Raw genomic sequence first — 19,532 nt, forward strand, 5'->3', positions numbered from 1 at the left:
TACCAATATGAAAAAAGCCGTCTGAAATACATGAGTATATTTTCAGACGACTTTTAGAGTAGTTAAATTAGAGCTGAGGCTTACTTGATAATTTCGCCACGCGTACCACCAAAGCCAATAGTATCTTTACCATTAAACTCTACTTTACCTGCAACCTCCTCAGCTTCCTTACCATAGAAACCTAACGAGTAACTTCCATTTCTATATGACTGTTTGGCCGATGAAGATATTCCAGAACCTGAGATAGTTCCTTCATTTAGCTCAACTACGTCACCTAGGCCAGTAATTGTTCCATAGCCTGTACGACTATCAAAATCGACATTATAACTTAAAGAACCTTCCATAATTTTGGCATCAAAGAAATCATGTTTGTAAGTCCCATTAAAAGCTTTTCCTCTATATAGTGCTATTCCTGTGCTTGGAATTGCTTCAGGTTTAGTCTCATAACCTTTAGCAATAATAGACGCCTGTCTGTTATCGGTGATGATTGTGCCATTCTGATTGTTATAGCTTAAATTACCTGAGTAATTTCCAAGAATTACAGAGTAATTTTGGTTATAAACAACTGTTTGAATTCTATCCTCTTGAGTAAAAGCATTTCTTGTACTACTGGCCGATGCACGTGTTTTTGCTGTAATAGTTTCAATAGGATAGTTACTATTTGATACACCTTTAGCTGATTCAACATCTGCTAAAAATTTATTATGCGCATTCTCAGCAACGATAACATCTAACGCATTTTTAGCTTCTTCTGCACTGGCCTCTTTATTGGCCTCAGCATAAGCTGTCGCTTGCTCCTCACTTAAGCCTGCTTGTTTTGCTTTCGCTACTAAAGCCACACGATTCGCTTCAATTTTCTCTAAACGCTGAGCCTCTGCGATGTCAGCTAAAATTTTGTTTAGAGCACTTTCAGCATCTTTTGTACTGGCTTCTTTGTTAGCTTGAGCATAAGCGTTTGCTTGAGCATCTGTTAAACCTGCTTTTTTAGCTTTTGCTACTAAGGCTACGCGGTTCGCCTCGATCTTCTCTAAACGCTGAGCCTCTGCGATGTCAGCTAAAATTTTGTTTAGAGCACTTTCAGCATCTTCTGTACTGGCTTCTTTGTTAGCTTGAGCATAAGCATTTGCTTGAGCCTCTGTTAAACCTGCCTTTTTAGCTTTTGCTACTAATGCTACACGATTCGCTTCGATCTTCTCTAAACGCTCTGCCTCAATATCCGCTAGAATTTTATTTAAAGCACTTTCAGCGTCTGTAGCATTAGCTTCTTTGTTGGCTTGAGCATAAGCGTTTGCTTGAGCCTCTGTTAAACCTGCTTTTTTCGCTTTCGCTACTAATGCAATACGGTTTGCTTCAATCTTCTCTAAACGCTGCGCCTCTGCAATATCCGCTAGAATTTTATTTAAAGCACTTTCAGCGTCTGTAGCATTAGCTTCTTTGTTGGCTTGAGCATAAGCGTTTGCTTGAGCCTCTGTTAAACCTGCTTTTTTCGCTTTCGCTACTAATGCAATACGGTTTGCTTCAATCTTCTCTAAACGCTGCGCTTCTGCAATATCAGCTACTATTTTGTTTAGAGCACTTTCAGCATCTTTTCCACTGGCTTCTTTGTTAGCCTCTGCATAAGCGTTTGCTTGAGCATCTGTTAAACCCGCTTTTTTCGCTTTCGCTACTAAAGCCACACGATTTGCTTCGATTTTTTCTAAACGTTGCGCTTCTGCAATGTCAGATAAAATTTTATTTAGAGAGTTTTCAGCATCTTTTGCACTGGCTTCTTTGTTAGCCTCTGCATAAGCATTTGCTTGAGCATCTGTTAAACCCGCTTTTTTCGCTTTCGCTACTAAAGCCACACGATTTGCTTCGATTTTTTCTAAACGTTGCGCTTCTGCAATGTCAGATAAAATTTTATTTAGAGAGTTTTCAGCATCTTTTGCACTGGCTTCTTTGTTAGCCTCTGCATAAGCATTTGCTTGAGCCTCTGTTAAGCCTGCTTTTTTTGCTTTTGCTACTAAAGCTACACGATTAGCTTCGATTTTTTGCGCCTGTTGTTCTGGAGTTATGATTGGAGAGCTACCCCCAAATGATGAGCTTGAACCACCACTACTGCATGCAACAGCACCTAATCCCAATACAACTACAAAACTAAGTTTCGATAAATTCACTAGGGACATTTTTCTCTCCGTAATAATCAAAATACCCTTTATTTTTTGTTAAAATCATTATTTTTTACTTAACAGGCTTAATGTTTTTTATTTCAGCTTGTTACTATAATATTACAATACTGTTATTATTTAGACAATATGCTCAGTCTCTTATATTTAAAAAATCTTTAACAAATATAAAGATAATAAAGTTAGTATTGCTTGCGAAGCACTTAAATAACAGATAGCTACCTTCGATATCCTTTAATGCATAAATAAATAACCCACTCACTGCGAGTGGGTTATTTGGTTATATATGGTTAAATAAACCTATTAATTAGATGATTTATTGTCAACTTTACCCGTGTCGGTAACTGCTATAATAGTCTTCAATAGCAAATATATTTAATATGCTCTATATCTTTGGAATTAATTTTTAGAACAGGCTGGCAGTCGATGATTGTCTTGCCTGCTTTTTTTCATCTTATTATTTAGTGAGTTTTTATGTCAAAAAACATAACCATAGAAAATCCTGCCATTGATACCGCCACCTTATTAATCAAATGTAAAGATCAAGCAGGCATCGTCCAAGCCGTTTCTGAATTCATTCATCGCTATGGTGCCAATATCATTACCTTGGACCAATACTCAACCGCTCATGAAGGTGGTCAGTATTTCATGCGTTTAGAGTTCGCTTTGGCAGGACTTAGTGAAATTATTGAAAACTTTGAAGCCAGTTTCTCGCACACAGTGGCCAAGCGTTATGAGATGGAATGGCGATTACATGACAATGCAATTAAAACCAAGGTGGGTATCTTAGTCTCAAAATTTGACCATGCCCTACTCGACCTTCTATGGCGCCACCAGCGCGGTTTATTAGACTGTGATATAACCTGCGTGGTAAGTAACCACAATGATTTGCGCCAAGCAGTAAAAAACTTTGGTATTCCTTTTCATCATGTACAAGTTACCAAAGAAAATAAAGCCGAAGCTGAAGAACAAATTCATCAGATAATGGAAGGTAATGATTTATTGGTCTTGGCCCGTTACATGCAGATTTTATCGTCTGATTTTGTCAATCGTTGGCCGATGAAGATTATTAACATTCATCATTCATTCTTACCTGCTTTCGTAGGTGCAGACCCCTATCGCCAAGCGTTTGATAAAGGTGTCAAATTAATTGGTGCGACCGCCCATTACGTCACTGCGGACTTAGACCAAGGCCCTATCATTGAGCAAGATGTACACCGTGTGACTCATCGTCAAGGCGTAACTGAACTGCGTGCCATTGGCCGTGATGTAGAGCGTAATGTATTGGCACGTGCGGTAAACTGGCATGTGCAAAACCGTGTCATTGTGGCAGGCAATAAAACTGTGGTTTTTAGTTAGCTCTAGCTATTCGCCCATATAGCTTATGATGTGAATCAGCTTTATGTCTAAGCAATAGCCTATAAAAAAGCCCGTAAATCAAAATGATTTATGGGCTTTTTATGTATAAACTTTTATTAGCTTACGGCTTAAACTTAACGAACTGCATTGCCCCAAGTAGGCACAACCATCTTCATTAATGGTTTTAACAGTTTTACGTTACAAGCAAAGATAGAGCCTGTTTGCATCGCGTTATGAGCACCATGATGATCTACAACCACGCCGCGTGCTTCGTTAACGATAAGCTCACCAGCAGCAATATCCCAAGGCTTTAATTTCATTTCGAAGTAACCGTCAAAACGGCCTGCTGCCACATAAGCTAAGTCTAGAGCAGCTGAGCCTAAACGACGTACTTGGCCGCCTTCTTCAGCAATCTTCTGTAAAGTAGCAAAATGTTCTTTGGCGTATGAGACGACTTTGTCGCCTTCTTGACGCTCAACAGGATGACCGGTAGTGAATAGACCACCTTCAATAGTTTTGCGTTGGCTAACTTGTAGACGTCGTTGGTTTAAACGAGCACCTTTACCACGACTGGCCGAGAACATTTCATCGCGGACTGGATCGTAAATTACGCCATGCTCAGTCACCCCGTTGTGCTGAACAGCGATCGAAATACAAAAATGTGGAACACCATGTACGAAGTTATGAGTCCCATCTAGTGGGTCAATAATCCAGCACCATTCTGAGTCACTACCCTGACCTTCTTGCAAGCCAAACTCTTCACCTAAGAAAGAATGATTAGGATAATTGTACTTCAAAGTTTCAATCGTCAACTCTTCACTAAAGCGGTCAATCTTAGTGACAAGACCTTCAAGGCCTTTTGATTCCGTATCGAATTCAATTTTATGACGGTTTTGATGCGCTTTTAATAATTCAGCACCGACTTTTTCAGCAGCGCGTGCTGCTATTACGACCATTGGTTCCATAATTTTCCTATTTGCTCTATTAAAGCGGTTAAAAACTCAGCTGTAATCTTCAGCTAAGGTTAATGTATATAAGCGTAATGACTTCAGATTAAATTCAGTAGCCTACTCTATAACGTGGGATAAAAAATGACACTTTCGACTCTCTTTAATCGCTTTTATAATGGCTTATTTAATAGCTGAATATAAAGAAACACTAAAAGAGAGTCGGAAATAAATTGATTAAATAGCTGGCTTTACTGTGTCGCAAACCACTCACGCAACTGTGAGGTCACGCCAGCCACATCTAAGCGACACTCTGCTAATTGCTCAGCGTGACTGCCGTGGGCGATAAACTCATCCGCAATACCAATATTTTTAATATGTACTTTTTGCTCAATACTGGCGGTGTGATTCAATAGATACTCATTAACAGCGCTGCCTGCACCGCCCATAACCGAATGTTCCTCAAGGGTTACGATATGGGTATAGCCCTTAGCAATTAAGTTATCAAGTAGGTCGGTATCTAGAGGTTTCACCCAGCGCATGTTGACCACACTAATCTCTGCAGGGACAGTGCTATCAGCCATCAGATTATTGGCTACTGCATCTGCGGTCGCTACCATCGGACCAAACGCAAGTAATGCCAGCTTTTTATCACTGTTGTTTGAGACAGATGAGGCCTGATACACCACATCAACCACTGCTTTACCAATTTCATAATCCTGACCAGGTTTGGTGATTTCAGCGCCTGGACCTGTGCCGCGAGGATAACGCACTGCACTAGGGCCTTTATACTCATAACACGTATTTAATAAGTGATAACACTCGTTTTCATCTTTAGGTGTGGCAATCACTAAATTTGGAACACAGCGCATATATGCCAAATCAAACACCCCAGCGTGAGTGGCACCATCCTCTCCTACCAGACCTGCTCTATCGATACCGAACGTCACATCCAAATTTTGCAAAGCAACGTCATGGATCAGTTGATCATATCCGCGCTGTAAAAAAGTTGAGTAAATAGCGACAATCGGTTTCACATCCAGTGTGGCCATACCAGCGGCTAAAGTAACCGCATGCTGTTCAGCGATCGCCACATCAAAGAACTGCTCAGGATACTGCTGAGCAAACTCAGTCATACCTGACCCCTCTTCCATCGCGGGGGTAATCGCAATCAGCTTATTATCGACAGCCGCTTTATCACAAAGAAATTCACCAAATACTTGCGAATATTTTTTCTTATGTGTAGTAGATTTAGTAGTAGACTCGCTGGTTTGCTGATCCACTGAGGGTTGCGGTAATTTACTAATCGCATGGTAGGTGACAGGGTCGCCTTCTGCAGGAATAAAGCCTTTGCCTTTAGTGGTATAAACATGTACCAATACTGGGCCTGAAACATTTTTGGCCCGTTCGAGTACTCTAAGTAACTCGGGCAAATCGTGGCCATCAAAAGGTCCGAAGTAGCTAAAACCAATGGCTTTAAATAAGTTATCGGCTACTTTTGGAATATCACGTAACGCACTATGACGGGCACGACGATTGGCCAAAGGCATCTCAGGAAGATGAGTCAGTTTGGGCTTGCCACCTGCGGTAATGTCCACTTGATAGCCTGATTCCCAAAGCATGGCTAAATGACGTGAGAAACCGCCAATAGAGCAAGAAATCGACATATCATTGTCATTTAAGACTACCAATAAATCTGCATTTTGTTGTACCGCATCATTCAAAGCTTCAAAAGCCATACCTCCAGTCATCGCACCATCACCGATAACACAGGCTACTTTTGCATCTGATTTAAGATGACGCAGCGCTAGACTCATACCAAGTCCGGCAGAAATAGAGGTGGAAGAGTGTCCCACACCAAAAGTATCATATTCTGATTCTTGGCGTTCAGGGAAGGCAGTTAAGCCTTGTTTGGAGCGAATTGAAGACAGACGGTCACGGCGGCCAGTCAATACTTTATGAGCATAGGCCTGATGACCCACATCCCAAACAAGTTTATCTTTAGGCGTGTCTAGTAAATAATGTAAGGCTAAGGTCAATTCTACCACACCCAAGTTGGCGCCAAAATGTCCGCCGCTTTGACCCGCTGAATACAATAGGTACTCACGTAACTCATCGGCTAGAATCAGAAGTTGATCCTGGCTTAAAGGCTTTAAATCGGTAGGCGAATCTATAGTGTCTAATAAAGGGGTAGTAGGACGCGAGGTAGGAATCTCACTAAAAAGACGCATAGCTGCTGGTTTATTAACCACAGTCTTAGAAATCGCCACATCAACGCTGCTATCTTCAGACGATGAATCTATTTGATGCGAAGGCGCAGGCTTGGGCTTAGTTGAGTTAGAATATTGCTGCATAGACCTTACAAAACCTACTAATCTTAGTATATAGACGCTATCTATCAAGTTAATATAACTGACTTAATATCACGATTGCTTATTGCTGAGGTAAAGCATTACCAAAATCATAAGCGGAGCATCAGTGTGGGTGAATAGGGGTAAAAATAATTTATCTGTTCTCAAGCGACAGTTCATAAAAATGGCTAAACCTTGCTAAGATATCAGACCTATGCATCTTCTGCATAGATTAAAACCCGTTCCAGTATTCTTTATATTAGCAGTTATTATACTAAGTACTTAATATGAGCTACTTGATATTTAGTGAACTGCCGTCATTTACTTCTCTATGATAAGTTATAATGACTACGATAAGCCATACTGTCTTAATCACAAACTTAATCAAAAAGTAATTTATAGTGAGGGTTAAAGCCAATGACAGCGCTTTGGCTAATCATAGTGCTTTTGCCAATTATAAAGCGATATCTTACCTCAGAGTACCCTATTCAGGTAAAGGCTGAGAGAAAGCAAACACTGTATCGGAATTAAGAGTATGGCATAATAGCATTTTTTTTCATTTAACGCTTTATTCATCGGACTTGCTATGTGAATTTTCTATGTATTTCACGCAAGACTGTGATGTATTTCGCTAAAAACTATTATGTATTTTACGCAAGACTATAAAGTATAGCGTGATTATTTATTGCCGCCGACGCTTGGTTTGTATTGATATATCGCCCTAATCCCTACCCTTATTCACGAATATGACTCCTTAGGTCTGCAATGTCTCAACAATTCTCAGAAACAAAAATACACTCTCCTTATAAGTTTGTCAGTAAAGCAAAGCTTCCTACCGCTCATGGAGAGTTTGATATCCACGTGTTTGAAAACGCTGAGAAGCAAGAACACGTTATGCTGACTTGTGGCCTACCACTGGATAAGAATGGGAGTAAAACGGCTAACCAAATGGCGCCTTTGGTGCGCATTCATTCAGAGTGCTTAACGGGTGATGCTTTTTCCTCTTTAAAATGTGATTGCGGACCGCAGCTAAATGCCACGATGCAAGCCATTCAAGAGGAAGGCTGTGGGGCGATTTTGTATTTACGTCAAGAAGGTCGAGGGATTGGCTTAACCAACAAAATTCGAGCGTATGCATTGCAAGATCAAGGCCATGACACTCTTGATGCTAATTTAATGCTAGGTCTACCTGCGGATGCGCGCACTTATGAAATGTGTAAGCCTATGTTAGATCACGTGGGTATTACCAAATTGCGCTTATTAACCAATAATCCAGATAAGCTCAGCTATCTAGAAGATCTAGGTTTTGAGGTAGTTGAACGTATTCCTTTAGTCGTGGGACTAAACCCATTTAATGTCGACTACTTGGCCACCAAACGTGAGCGTATGGGACATCATTTACAAAGTGACATCGGCTCTTTGGTTTTCAAACCTATCGTAGACCAACAAATAAACGAGTAAATAAACAGCCTAGTAGGTTTTCATTTTACTTTGTTAACCATTACTCTTCTATAACTAGCCACATAAAAACAGCGTATTTAAGCGGTAAGTTTCCTCTAATCCACTGCATTACAACTCATAATGGAGTACGGCATGACTATATCCTCTATCGGAACCAATGACCACTCACAAACCGCCACTGACAAAAGTAGCAATCCTACTGTGCATGATATCCAACGGGTACATGACTTTCTGGTTCAACTGCAAGCGGATATTTGTCAAGCCATAGAGCAACAAGAGGCAGACGGTGGCGGTACGGCAACTTTTACGCCCGATGATTGGAAGCGTCCTGAAGGTGGTGGTGGTCGCTCTTGTGTTATGGCAGGTGGCGAAGTCATTGAAAAAGCAGGCGTGATGTTCAGTCACATCCACATTAATAATTTGCCCCCTACTGCCACCGCTCGTCATCCTGATATCGCGGGTCGTAAAGCCCAAGCTTTGGGCGTTTCATTGGTCATACACCCTCGCAATCCAAACGTTCCTACTAGCCATGCTAATGTGCGTTTATTTGTGGCCGAAAAAGAAGGTGAAGCGCCTATTTGGTGGTTTGGGGGCGGTTTTGACCTGACTCCTTTTTATCCTGTATTAGAGGACTGCGTGCACTGGCATAAAGTTTGTCATGACTTATGTGCACCGTTTGGAGAAGAGATTTATCCTGAATTCAAAAAATGGTGTGATGATTATTTTTATTTACGTCACCGCGATGAGCAGCGTGGTATTGGCGGCTTATTCTATGATGATGTCAACACTATGAGTCGTGGCTGGGACTTTGAAACCTGCTTTAAATTTATGCAAGCAGTGGGTCAAGGTTATCTAGAGGCAATATTGCCAATATTCGAAAAACGCAAAAATGCCCCTTATACCGAACAGCAGCGTGATTTCCAGCTATATCGCCGTGGCCGTTATGTAGAGTATAACTTAGTCTATGACCGTGGTACTTTATTTGGCTTACAAAGCAACGGCCGTATCGAGTCGATTTTAGTTAGCTTACCGCCATTGACTGGCTGGCAATATCGCTATGAGCCTGAGCCAGGTACCGCAGAGTATGAACTGACTAATTATTACTTGAAGCCCCATGATTGGCTGAACTTAGACAGTGATTCTTAGATAACAGTTCTTAGAGCATAAATCTTAGCGACCAAGTCTTAGTAATGAGTTAAATTTTCCGTTGATAACAAGATAGCCACATTTCGAATGTGACATTTTTATTAATTTTGCTAATATTATGGATTAAAGAGCTCTATTTTATGAGTTAAATAACCCGGAATACCGAATCTAAAAATCAACCTATCACGCAAAACCAATGCCAACACGACAAGTAATTGGTTTAGTGAGTTTGAAAAAGATAGGTTGTTTTATAGAAAAAGTATAAATTACTAAAGCAAGGATATCGCTATGCAAATAAAATCTTTATTAGTGGCAATTACTCTTCCCCTAACTTTGGCATTAACGGCTTGTTCAGGTGGTTCAAATCCTGACGTTAGTGCCCGTCAAGATGTTATGAAAGATTGGAAAGATGCCATGAGTGTTATGGGTGGCATGGCCAAAGCGCCTGAAACTTTCGATCTTGCTAAGTTTCAAGAAAACGCCAAGTTTCTCGCAGAAAGTGCCAATAAACCTTGGGCTCACTTTGCGGATAAAAACCAATTAGGTGAGGCCACTGATGCTGTATGGGTCAATGCTACTGATTTTAAAGCAGAAACTGAAAACTTTCAAAAAGTAACCGCAGAACTGAACACAACGGCTCAAAATGCAACGACTTTAGAGGAAATCTTGCCGGCTTTAAAACCAGTGGGTGACAGCTGTCAGTCTTGTCATGAAGACTTTAGAAAGGCCAAGGATTAAAGTTTATTTTCATTTACTCTAATTATTAGCAAAAAAAAGCCCTGAATTTATTCAGGGCTTTTAAGTATCGTATTAATATCACTTTTCAAAAAAACCTTGTTTGAATAAGCAATCTTCAATTATTCTGGCTGTTGGTCTAGCTGTTGGCTTTGTAACTTAGCCATCTTCTTAACCAGCTCACTGGCCGATTCATCACTAAAATCCAAAGTACGAATAGGAAACGGAATATTCACCCCTGCTGCATCTAGTTGGTCTTTAATCTCTAAGATTACCTCATGAATAGAGGCGACTTTATTGGCTTGAGTACCATCATTAATAAACCATCTGACCTTTAAGTCAATACTTGATGCACCAAACTCTGTTGCCACTACAGAAGGCTCTGCTAATTTAGAAACAGTCTCCGCTTTTTCAAGCGCCTGTAGAATAACTTCTTTTGCTTTTCTAATATCATCTTCGTAGCCTATACCCACCGTCAGCTCTAAACGACGACGTTTATAAGCCGTATTGACAGTTAAGGCACTGGTATAAAGTTGAGAATTGGGAATAACTACCTGTCTACCGTCATAAGTGCGTATGGTAGTGGCTCTGACCTTAATGTCCTCTACCGTACCTTCAAAGTGGCTCTGACCTTAATGTCCTCTACCGTACCTTCAAATTCGCCGGAAACAATCTGGTCGCCAATTCGAAACGGTTCAGAAAGTAGCAACAAGATACCTGATAGTAGGTTTTGAAAAATGTCTTTAAAAGCAAAACCAATGGCTACCGAACCAATCCCTAGCGCACCGACAAGCTTGGCAGGGGTGAAGCCGGGTATGGCAATCACCATGGCTATCATTAAACCAATAAAGAAGATTAATGCCCCGCCAATACGCTGAAACACACGCACTAAGTTACGATGGGTATGGCTTTTTGACAGTAGCTTACTAACCACGCTCTTAAAAATAAGCGATAACAGCCAAAATACCAGTAGCACGACAACCGCCACCATAAAATAAGGCAAACGAACAATAAAGTCGTTTACCATATCATTGGCAGCCGAGGCTATGACCTGATATTCATTTATCTTATCACCTACTTTGTCAGTAACCGTTACCTGGGGCATGAAACTCCTTATAAAAATTAAATGGTTTAATCAATAAATTATTGATACTTGAACACTTAAGACGCTTTAGCCCATTAAGTCTGCCTGTACTACTTCAATCCAGTAGCCATCCACGTCTTTAATAAAAACAACGTTTTTCATTTTGCCTTCGTCAGGACGTTTTTTAAACTCCACGTTGTTTTCGTCAAACCAAGCCACTGCTGCATTTAAATCTGGTACGCTAAAGCAAATATGACCGAAGCCTTGAGGTTCGGCATTACCATCATGATAGATACGGCCTTCTTCATTCTCAGTGCCATAGTTATGGGTCAACTCTAAAATGCCTCTCTGACGGAATGTATAAATTGCCAAGTCTTGATCTGCAGGCAGATTGGCAGCCTCTTCTTCAGTCAATTTGGCCAAAAAGTACAAATCAAACTCCATTTCAGGAAACTTTTTAACAGTCAATAATGTCATGCCAAGGACCCCAGTATAAAAGGCCAAAGACTGCTTCGGGTCTTTTACCCGCAACATCGTATGGTTAAAAGTATAACCAGACGTGGCAGAGGCAATCGGCTGCACTCCATCTACCTGTACTGAATTTTCTGGTTGATCAATATAAGTAACAGACATAGTTATTTCCTTAGCTATAATTGAGATAAAAAATTTGAGATAAAAAAGTTAATCTAAATCAATAAATGACAGTCAATTTATTCAAATCACTCCTATCAATACCACTAATATCAATAAAGTGAAAAATGAACTAGAAGCTTTTACATGGAGGCTCTTACATAGGTAAAAATTCTACCTCACCTGTGTCTAAATTATACTCCGCCCCCACAATAAGCAACTCACCCTCACGGTTCATGTCTTCTAGTAAGCGTGAGGCATGTTTTAGTTGGCTGACTGACATACGCACATTGGCGCTAATTGAGCGATCAATAAGCTCTTGTACATCAATATCGCCGCCTTTGGCAGTGGCAAGCTCATGTAAGTTATACACACTGGGGCGAATACGATCGACGATCGACTGCAGATTGGTGGTGTAGTTTTGCTCTGGATTCATTAATGCTTCAACACAAGCGGTCACTGCACCGCAATGAGAATGACCTAATACTACCACCAAACGAGTACCGAACTTCTCCACCGCAAACTCAATCGAGCCAATTTGAGATGGTGCAACCACGTTGCCTGCGACTCGAATAACGAATAAATCTCCCAAACCTTGGTCAAAGACAATCTCTACGGGTACACGAGCATCTGAGCAGCCTAAAATAATGGCAAATGGGTCTTGCTCTGAAATTAGTTCATGACGGGCAGGCATAGGATGATTAGGATCAGTTAAGCTTTTGACATATCTGGCATTGCCACTTTTTAGCCACTGTAATGCTTCTTCACCGGTCTTAGGTTTGTCACCTTGATTTCTTGATGGCATGATATCGGTCTCGTCCTTGTCAAAAATAGGGTTAAATATGGGGCTGAAAATAGGGGTACATTAGAAAGTTTGGGGATAATTCTAACATAAGCCAATGAGGTTCTTAGCCATTATTATGCTAAGTTTTACAGACCTTCCACAATTTCCTTAAGCTTGAAAACCCACAAATTTATTGTGATTTAACAGGCTCGACCCTGACTAAACTGAGACACGATACTGCTCTTTTGACAACAGTGTCTTGATGCTTTGAATCATTGCTATTTTATTTCACTACTATTCTGACTGACCATAACTGTGACTTTGACTGGCTTGTTGATGCAATAAGTAGTTCATAAATAGGTATATAAATAAAAGCTGTAGATAGCATAAAGCCCTCATATTAGAGGGCTTTATGTGATAACTGTTTGAAAGTAGTTTTCTACTCTAAGAATGGCTCTATATTAAAATTATACTTCTAGATAATCCAAAATACCTTTGGCTGCTTCACGACCTTCCCAAATGGCAGTTACTACCAAATCAGAACCACGTACCATGTCTCCACCAGCGAATACTTTTGGGTTTTTGGTCTGGAATTTGAATGGTTGTTCTTCTGGTGCGACAACACGACCTGATTCGTCCATACCAATATCGCTGGTGGCAAACCAATCGGCTGGACTTGGGCGGAAACCAAAAGCCATGATGACCGCATCACATTCAATGATTTCTTCAGAATTAGGGATAGGCTCAGGACGGCGTCTACCCCGATTGTCAGGTTTGCCTAGCTGAGTGGTGACTACTTTCACTCCTTTAACTTGGCCATTTAAACCGACAATTTGTGTGGGCTGACGGTTAAATAGAAACTCAACGCCTTCTTCTTTGGCGTTTTTTACTTCACGAAGCGACCCGGGCATATTGGCTTCGTCACGGCGATAAGCACAAACCACTCTATCTGCCCCTTGACGAATGGCGGTACGGTTACAGTCCATTGCGGTATCACCACCGCCGAGTACCACTACCTTTTTGTCTTTTAAGTTAATGTACTCTTCTGGATTCTGTTCCCATTCATTACAGCGGTTAACGTTGGCAATCAAATAATCTAGCGCATCATAAACCCCGTTTAACTCCTCTCCAGGATAGCCGCCACGCATATAAGTATAGGTACCCATACCCATAAAGACTGCGTCGTAATCCTCTAGTAATTGCTCAATGGTCACATCTGTACCTACTTCAGTATTTAAACGAAACTCAATGCCCATGCCTTCAAAGATTTCACGACGATTGCGCATCACTTGTTTTTCCATCTTAAACTCTGGAATACCAAAAGTGAGCAGGCCACCAATCTCCGGACGCTTATCAAATACTACTGGCTTCACGCCGGCACGAACCAGAACATCCGCACAGCCAAGACCGGCAGGACCGGCGCCAATAATGGCGACTTTTTTATCCGTCCACTGCACGTCACTCATGTCAGGACGCCAGCCTAAAGCAAAGGCAGTATCGTTGATATATTTTTCAACATTACCAATGGTTACGGCACCAAAGCCATCGTTTAGAGTACAGGCGCCTTCACAAAGTCGGTCTTGTGGACAAACACGACCACATACTTCAGGCAAAGTATTAGTACGATGGCACAGCTCCGCAGCCTGGAAAATTTGACCTTCAGTAGCCAGCTTTAACCAGTTAGGAATGTAGTTATGTACCGGACACTTCCATTCACAATACGGGTTACCACACTCTAAGCAGCGGTGTGCTTGCTGCGCGGCTTCTTGAGATTCGAAAGGGGTATAGATTTCTACGAATTCAGTTGAGCGAGTGACAATGTCTTTTTTCTCGGGCTCACGACGAGGCACATCTAAAAACTGAAAGTTGTTATTAATACGCTTCATTAGGGTTTTGTCTCCTTAAGTTGGTATTACCACTGCAGTCATCAGGCTTAAATAAAATAGTTGGCCCATACGCTGCTGCTACGGTAAAACCTGCCGCAAGAGGGGTTGCTCCCTCACTTGGACAAAATATACTGGGAGGTTGGGACAAAGAGAAAGGCTTAAGCTTCAAATAGAAAACTGTAAACTGCTTTTCTTCTTTAATTCTCAACCTTTATTAAAATAAAACCAATCTTGGGGTAAGCAGTCTTGGATCTCAAATTATTGATCCCCAAGACTAAGGTTCATATGCTCCCTATTGAGGGTCTGCCGTTGTGCTGTGTAATAGTGAGGCCATATTAGCGGCTTTAGGTTTCACTAAGAATACTTTACGCACATAATGTTCAAAGTCTGCCAAAATCTGACGACCCCAAGCACTACCGGTTTTTTCGACATGGGTTTCAATGATTTGTTTTAGATAAATACGATGCTCTTCCGTCTGCTCGCTTGAGATGCGATGCAAGTCAATAAGCTCGTGGTTACAACGATCAAAGAAAGTATTGTCTAAGTCGAGAACAAAGGCAAAGCCACCAGTCATACCAGCACCAAAGTTTAGACCGGTTTTACCCAACACGGTCACCACACCCCCAGTCATGTATTCACAGCAGTGATCGCCGACGCCTTCAACTACAGCATGAGCCCCTGAGTTACGGACTGCAAAACGCTCTCCCGCAGTCCCCGAAGCATACAATTTACCGCCCGTTGCGCCATATAAACAGGTATTACCAATAATGGCAGTTTCTTGCGACGCAAACGTTGACCCTTTAGGCGGATAAATAACAATTTCACCGCCCGCCATACCTTTACCAACATAGTCGTTGGCATCACCTTCAAGCTCGATGTTTAATCCGCCCGCATTCCATACACCCAAACTTTGACCTGCGGTACCGGCAAGGTGCAATTTAATAGGACTGTCTGACATTCCTAAATTTCCCCATACCTGAGCAATCTCACCTGAGATACGGGCACCAATTGAGCGGTCACAGTTACCTACTTGATAGCTATAAGTCCCGCCTTGACCTTGACGAATTGCCAAAATCATATCGTCGACCATTTTTTCAGCCAACAAGCCTTTATCAAACGGCTCGTTACGTTCTACCTGACAAGTTTGCGGCTTACCTTCAGCGGCAGGATGACTACGTAACAGAGGCGTTAAGTCTAGATTACGCTGCTTCTGAGTTGTACCTTCTATAATCTCTAATAAGTCTGTACGACCGACCAACTCTTCCATAGAACGCACACCTAAGAAGGCCAACCACTCACGAGTTTCAGTAGCCACAAACTTGAAGAAGTTAATTAGCATTTCAGCTTCACCAATGAAATGCTCGTCACGTAAACGGGCTTGCTGAGTAGCGACACCTGTTGGACAGTTGTTTAAATGACAAATCCTTAGGTACTTACAGCCCACTGCAATCATTGGCGTGGTACCAAAACCAAAGCTTTCTGCCCCTAAAATAGCGGCTTTTACCACATCAAGACCCGTTTTTAAGCCACCATCAGTTTGCATACGCACTTTGTCACGCAGACCATTAACCCGTAAGGATTGGTGCGCTTCAGCCAAGCCTAATTCCCAAGGAGAGCCGGCATGATGGATTGAAGATAAAGGTGATGCTGCAGTACCGCCATCATAACCAGAAATAGTAATCAAATCAGCATAGGCCTTGGCAACACCGGTAGCAATAGTCCCTACCCCAGGACGAGAAACGAGCTTCACTGATACTAATGCTTCAGGGTTCACTTGTTTTAAGTCGAAGATTAACTGGGCCAAATCCTCAATCGAGTAAATATCATGATGCGGTGGTGGAGAGATCAAAGTCACACCCGGTACTGAATAGCGCAGACGGGCAATAAGTGAGTTCACTTTACCACCTGGCAACTGACCACCCTCGCCCGGTTTTGCCCCTTGGGCTACTTTAATCTGCATTACTTGTGCCGAACGTAGGTACGCTGGCGTTACCCCAAATCGGCCAGAGGCAATCTGTTTAATTTTTGAGTTACGCATAGTGCCGTAACGTACTGGATCTTCACCACCCTCACCAGAGTTTGAACGACCGCCAATGGTATTCATCGCCATCGCAATAGCTTCATGAGCCTCAGGGGATAACGCGCCCAAGGACATACCTGCAGAATCGAAACGAGGTAAAATATCAGCGATATCCTCTACTTCCTCCACAGGAATACTATTGCCTGACTTTAATTGCAGTAAATCACGCAATGTGGCCACAGGGCGCATATTTACTAAGCTAGCGTATTGACGATAATTTTCATAATCACCGGTACGAACCGCTGTATGTAGGGTGTTAATCACATCAGGGTTAAACGCATGGTATTCTTTGTTGAAAACGAATTTCAACATACCACCTTGATCCAGGGGCGTACGACGACTAAAGGCATTCTTAGCCAGTAAAGCTTGGTCTTCTGCTAAATCTTTAAAAGTTGCGCCCTGAATACGGCTTTGCACCCCTTTAAAGCATAGCTCTACAATCTCTTCGGACAAGCCCACTGCTTCGAAAAGCTGAGCACCACGATAAGAGACAATGGTTGAGATACCCATTTTAGATAGGATTTTTAACAAGCCTTTGTCTAAGCCTTTACGGAAATTAGCGCGTGCTTGTAGAGGGTCACCCAATAGCTCACCTGATGATACCAAATCTGAAATAACATCATAAGCCAAGTAAGGATAGACACAGGTAGCGCCGAAGCCAATTAATACTGCAACTTGATGCGAGTCACGGGCAATACCTGTTTCAATAATTAAGTTGGCATCGGTACGAAGCCCTTTTTCGATAAGGTAATGATGTACTGCCCCTGTCACCAATATAGCATTGGCAGGCAATTTACCTTTCTCAATGCCTTTATCTGACAAGATAATCAGTGTTTTTTTGTCTAAAATGGCTTGCTCAACCTGCTCACAAATTTGCTTAATGGCAGTGTCTAATGACAGAGACTCATCGTAGTTGATATCGATACGCTGACTGACAAATGCCGAATCATCTAACGCTTCGATTTGCTGCATCTTACTTGGTGACAATACTGGTGACGATAAGATAATACGGTGCGCGTCTCGAGGAGTCGGGTTAAAAATATTGGTCTCAGCTCCCAAACACGTCTGTAGCGACATTACAATCGATTCACGTAAAGGGTCGATTGGCGGGTTGGTAACCTGAGCGAATTGCTGACGGAAGAAGTCAGCCACATTACGCACTTGCTTAGACAATACTGCCATAGGCGTATCATCCCCCATTGAACCTACTGGCTCTTGACCATTTTCAGCATTGGGACGAATGATTTCGGTACGCTCTTCGTTGGTGATGTTGAACATTTTTTGCAGTGCTTTTAGCGGCTCACCGCGTACTCCTTGCTCAAGCAGCTTTTCTTCTATCTGTTCATTTTCACGAATTCGAGTGGCTTCTTCACGTAACCATTTGCGATAAGGGTGGGCTTTTTTCAAGCGATTACTGATCACCTGGTCATCCAATACCTCACCATTTAAGGTGTCAATAACCAACATTTGACCAGGTCCGACACGACCTTTGGCAATCACATCGTTAGGGTCATAATCCCAAACCCCAATCTCTGAAGCTACTGTGATGTAACCATTTTTGGTAGTAACCCAACGTGAAGGACGTAAACCATTACGGTCTAACATACATACTGCATAACGGCCATCTTGAATAACCAGACCTGCCGGACCATCCCATGGCTCCATATGCTGCGAGTAAAATTCATAGAAAGCACGTAAATCCATGTCCATGCTGTCAACGTTTTGCCAAGCAGGTGGCACTAAAATTGACATGGCATGGAACAAACTCATACCCCCTGAAATCAATACCTCAAGCATATTGTCTAAGCTTGAAGAGTCCGAACCAGTGCGGTTAACCAAAGGATGTAATTGGGTGATTTCTGGTAACTTTGGTGTCTCAAGTTTAGGCGTGCGGGCGACCGACCAGTTGCGGTTGGCGGTAATGGTGTTTAGCTCACCATTGTGTGCCAAATAACGGAAAGGCTGGGCCAATGGCCAACGTGGCAACGTATTGGTTGAAAAGCGTTGATGGAAAACCACGATATGAGAATGCAGACGGCTGTCTTGCAAGTCGCTATAAAAGGCAGGTAGATCTGAAGGCATTACCAAACCTTTATAGATAACCGTTTCACAGTTTAAAGAAGTCACATAAAATAAAGGATCTTCGGTTAATGCAATCTCTGCTTTTTTACGAGCAACATATAACTTACGGTTAAAATCCTCAGCGCACAGTTCAGCAGGCGCATTGACAAAAACTTGCTTGAACTGTGGTAGTGTCTCACGAGCGATTTCGCCAACTATTGACAAATCTACTGGCACATCACGCCAACCGGCAACGGTCAGTCCTTGCTGCTCAATTTCTTTGTCCAATACCTGTTGGCTATGTGCCGCTAGGCTGTCATCAAGGTTTAAAAATACCATACCAACTGCAAAGTTTTCTTCTAATTCAATACCTAGCTCTGCAGCAACCACTTGGAAAAACTCAACTGGTTTGGCCAATAACAAACCACAACCATCACCCGTTTTACCGTCAGCAGCAACCCCACCACGGTGAGTCATACAGCTTAAACTATGAATGGCAGTTTTAACTAAATGATGACTTGGTTTACCTTCAATATGAGCCACTAATCCGAAACCACAGTTGTCTGTGAAATCGTCAGGAGAGGCTAAATAGGTAATGTTATCGGTAGTAGAATTGTCTGTAGAAGAATGAGGAGGCTTGCTATCGGGATAATTTAGGGCGGCAGAGTGGGCTGTAAAAGTCTGTGTCATGGCGTGTCCTTTATTTATGTGATGGCTTTGACTCATCACTAAATGATTTTTCTAGATAGGCACAGCTATCGGGATAGATATAACAGCTGTGGTAGGAAGTAAGCCAAAAAATAGAGAGTTCGAATAAGCATCTCACTACGTATCTTAATGACT

13 protein-coding genes and 1 pseudogene are annotated in these 19,532 nt (G+C 42.0%); 4 read left to right on the forward strand and 10 right to left on the reverse strand.

Translation table 11 applies throughout. From position 1 onward, the window contains the following. Window positions 1–80: 80 nt before the first annotated feature. The gene (locus LK453_RS01690) at window positions 81–2,165 is read right to left on the reverse strand and encodes a Slam-dependent surface lipoprotein (RefSeq protein WP_227945174.1); all 2,085 of its coding nucleotides are present in this window, start codon (window positions 2,163–2,165) and stop codon (window positions 81–83) included. Window positions 2,166–2,657: 492 nt separating this feature from the next. Between LK453_RS01690 and purU the strand changes: the two genes are divergently transcribed. Further along, window positions 2,658–3,524 (forward strand): formyltetrahydrofolate deformylase, encoded by an 867-nt coding sequence (purU, locus tag LK453_RS01695; protein ID WP_379652664.1) that lies wholly within the window; start codon window positions 2,658–2,660, stop codon window positions 3,522–3,524. Between the two features lie 134 nt (window positions 3,525–3,658). On the opposite strand, the gene LK453_RS01700 is transcribed toward purU, so the two are convergent. After that, window positions 3,659–4,489: an inositol monophosphatase family protein gene (locus tag LK453_RS01700; protein ID WP_007394260.1), complete on the reverse strand. Its 831-nt coding sequence runs from the start codon at window positions 4,487–4,489 to the stop codon at window positions 3,659–3,661. A gap of 233 nt (window positions 4,490–4,722) precedes the next feature. Then, a complete protein-coding gene (dxs, locus tag LK453_RS01705; protein WP_376751570.1) occupies window positions 4,723–6,825 on the reverse strand; it encodes a 1-deoxy-D-xylulose-5-phosphate synthase in 2,103 nt (700 codons plus the stop codon). A 762-nt stretch (window positions 6,826–7,587) separates the two neighbouring features. On the opposite strand from dxs, the gene ribA reads away from it, so the two are divergent. The 3 genes from ribA (at window position 7,588) to LK453_RS01720 (ending at window position 10,167) form a co-directional block, all read left to right on the forward strand. Next, the gene (gene ribA, locus LK453_RS01710) at window positions 7,588–8,283 is read left to right on the forward strand and encodes a GTP cyclohydrolase II (protein ID WP_201526809.1); all 696 of its coding nucleotides are present in this window, start codon (window positions 7,588–7,590) and stop codon (window positions 8,281–8,283) included. 132 nt (window positions 8,284–8,415) lie between these two features. Continuing rightward, window positions 8,416–9,429, forward strand: a complete 1,014-nt coding sequence (gene hemF, locus LK453_RS01715) for an oxygen-dependent coproporphyrinogen oxidase (protein ID WP_201526811.1) — start codon at window positions 8,416–8,418, stop codon at window positions 9,427–9,429. A gap of 288 nt (window positions 9,430–9,717) precedes the next feature. Continuing rightward, window positions 9,718–10,167, forward strand: coding sequence for a c-type cytochrome (locus LK453_RS01720; RefSeq protein WP_201536442.1), 450 nt, complete (start codon window positions 9,718–9,720; stop codon window positions 10,165–10,167). Window positions 10,168–10,286: 119 nt separating this feature from the next. Here the strand turns inward: LK453_RS01720 and LK453_RS14295 are convergent, their stop codons facing one another. The 7 genes and pseudogenes from LK453_RS14295 to gltB form a co-directional block, all read right to left on the reverse strand. Next, window positions 10,287–10,637, reverse strand: coding sequence for a hypothetical protein (locus LK453_RS14295; RefSeq protein WP_379652662.1), 351 nt, complete (start codon window positions 10,635–10,637; stop codon window positions 10,287–10,289). Between the two features lie 72 nt (window positions 10,638–10,709). Continuing rightward, window positions 10,710–10,763, reverse strand: a pseudogene (locus tag LK453_RS14385) (hypothetical protein); the annotation flags it as partial. Window positions 10,764–10,768: 5 nt separating this feature from the next. Continuing rightward, on the reverse strand, window positions 10,769–11,269 hold the full coding sequence (locus tag LK453_RS14300; protein ID WP_265088897.1) for a mechanosensitive ion channel family protein: 501 nt from the start codon (window positions 11,267–11,269) through the stop codon (window positions 10,769–10,771). A 66-nt stretch (window positions 11,270–11,335) separates the two neighbouring features. After that, window positions 11,336–11,881, reverse strand: a complete 546-nt coding sequence (gene gloA / locus LK453_RS01730) for a lactoylglutathione lyase (RefSeq protein WP_201536436.1) — start codon at window positions 11,879–11,881, stop codon at window positions 11,336–11,338. A gap of 154 nt (window positions 11,882–12,035) precedes the next feature. After that, window positions 12,036–12,683 carry a carbonic anhydrase gene (locus LK453_RS01735; RefSeq protein WP_201526824.1) on the reverse strand — a complete coding sequence of 216 codons (648 nt, stop codon included), beginning with the start codon at window positions 12,681–12,683 and terminating at the stop codon, window positions 12,036–12,038. Between the two features lie 446 nt (window positions 12,684–13,129). Continuing rightward, a complete protein-coding gene (locus tag LK453_RS01740) occupies window positions 13,130–14,548 on the reverse strand; it encodes an FAD-dependent oxidoreductase (protein ID WP_201536433.1) in 1,419 nt (472 codons plus the stop codon). Window positions 14,549–14,840: 292 nt separating this feature from the next. After that, the gene (gltB, locus tag LK453_RS01745) at window positions 14,841–19,379 is read right to left on the reverse strand and encodes a glutamate synthase large subunit (RefSeq protein ID WP_227674379.1); all 4,539 of its coding nucleotides are present in this window, start codon (window positions 19,377–19,379) and stop codon (window positions 14,841–14,843) included. Window positions 19,380–19,532 lie beyond the last annotated feature (153 nt).

The sequence above is a fragment of the Psychrobacter sanguinis genome, assembly GCF_020736705.1.
In the GTDB taxonomy this organism is placed as follows: Bacteria; Pseudomonadota; Gammaproteobacteria; order Pseudomonadales; family Moraxellaceae; genus Psychrobacter; species Psychrobacter sanguinis.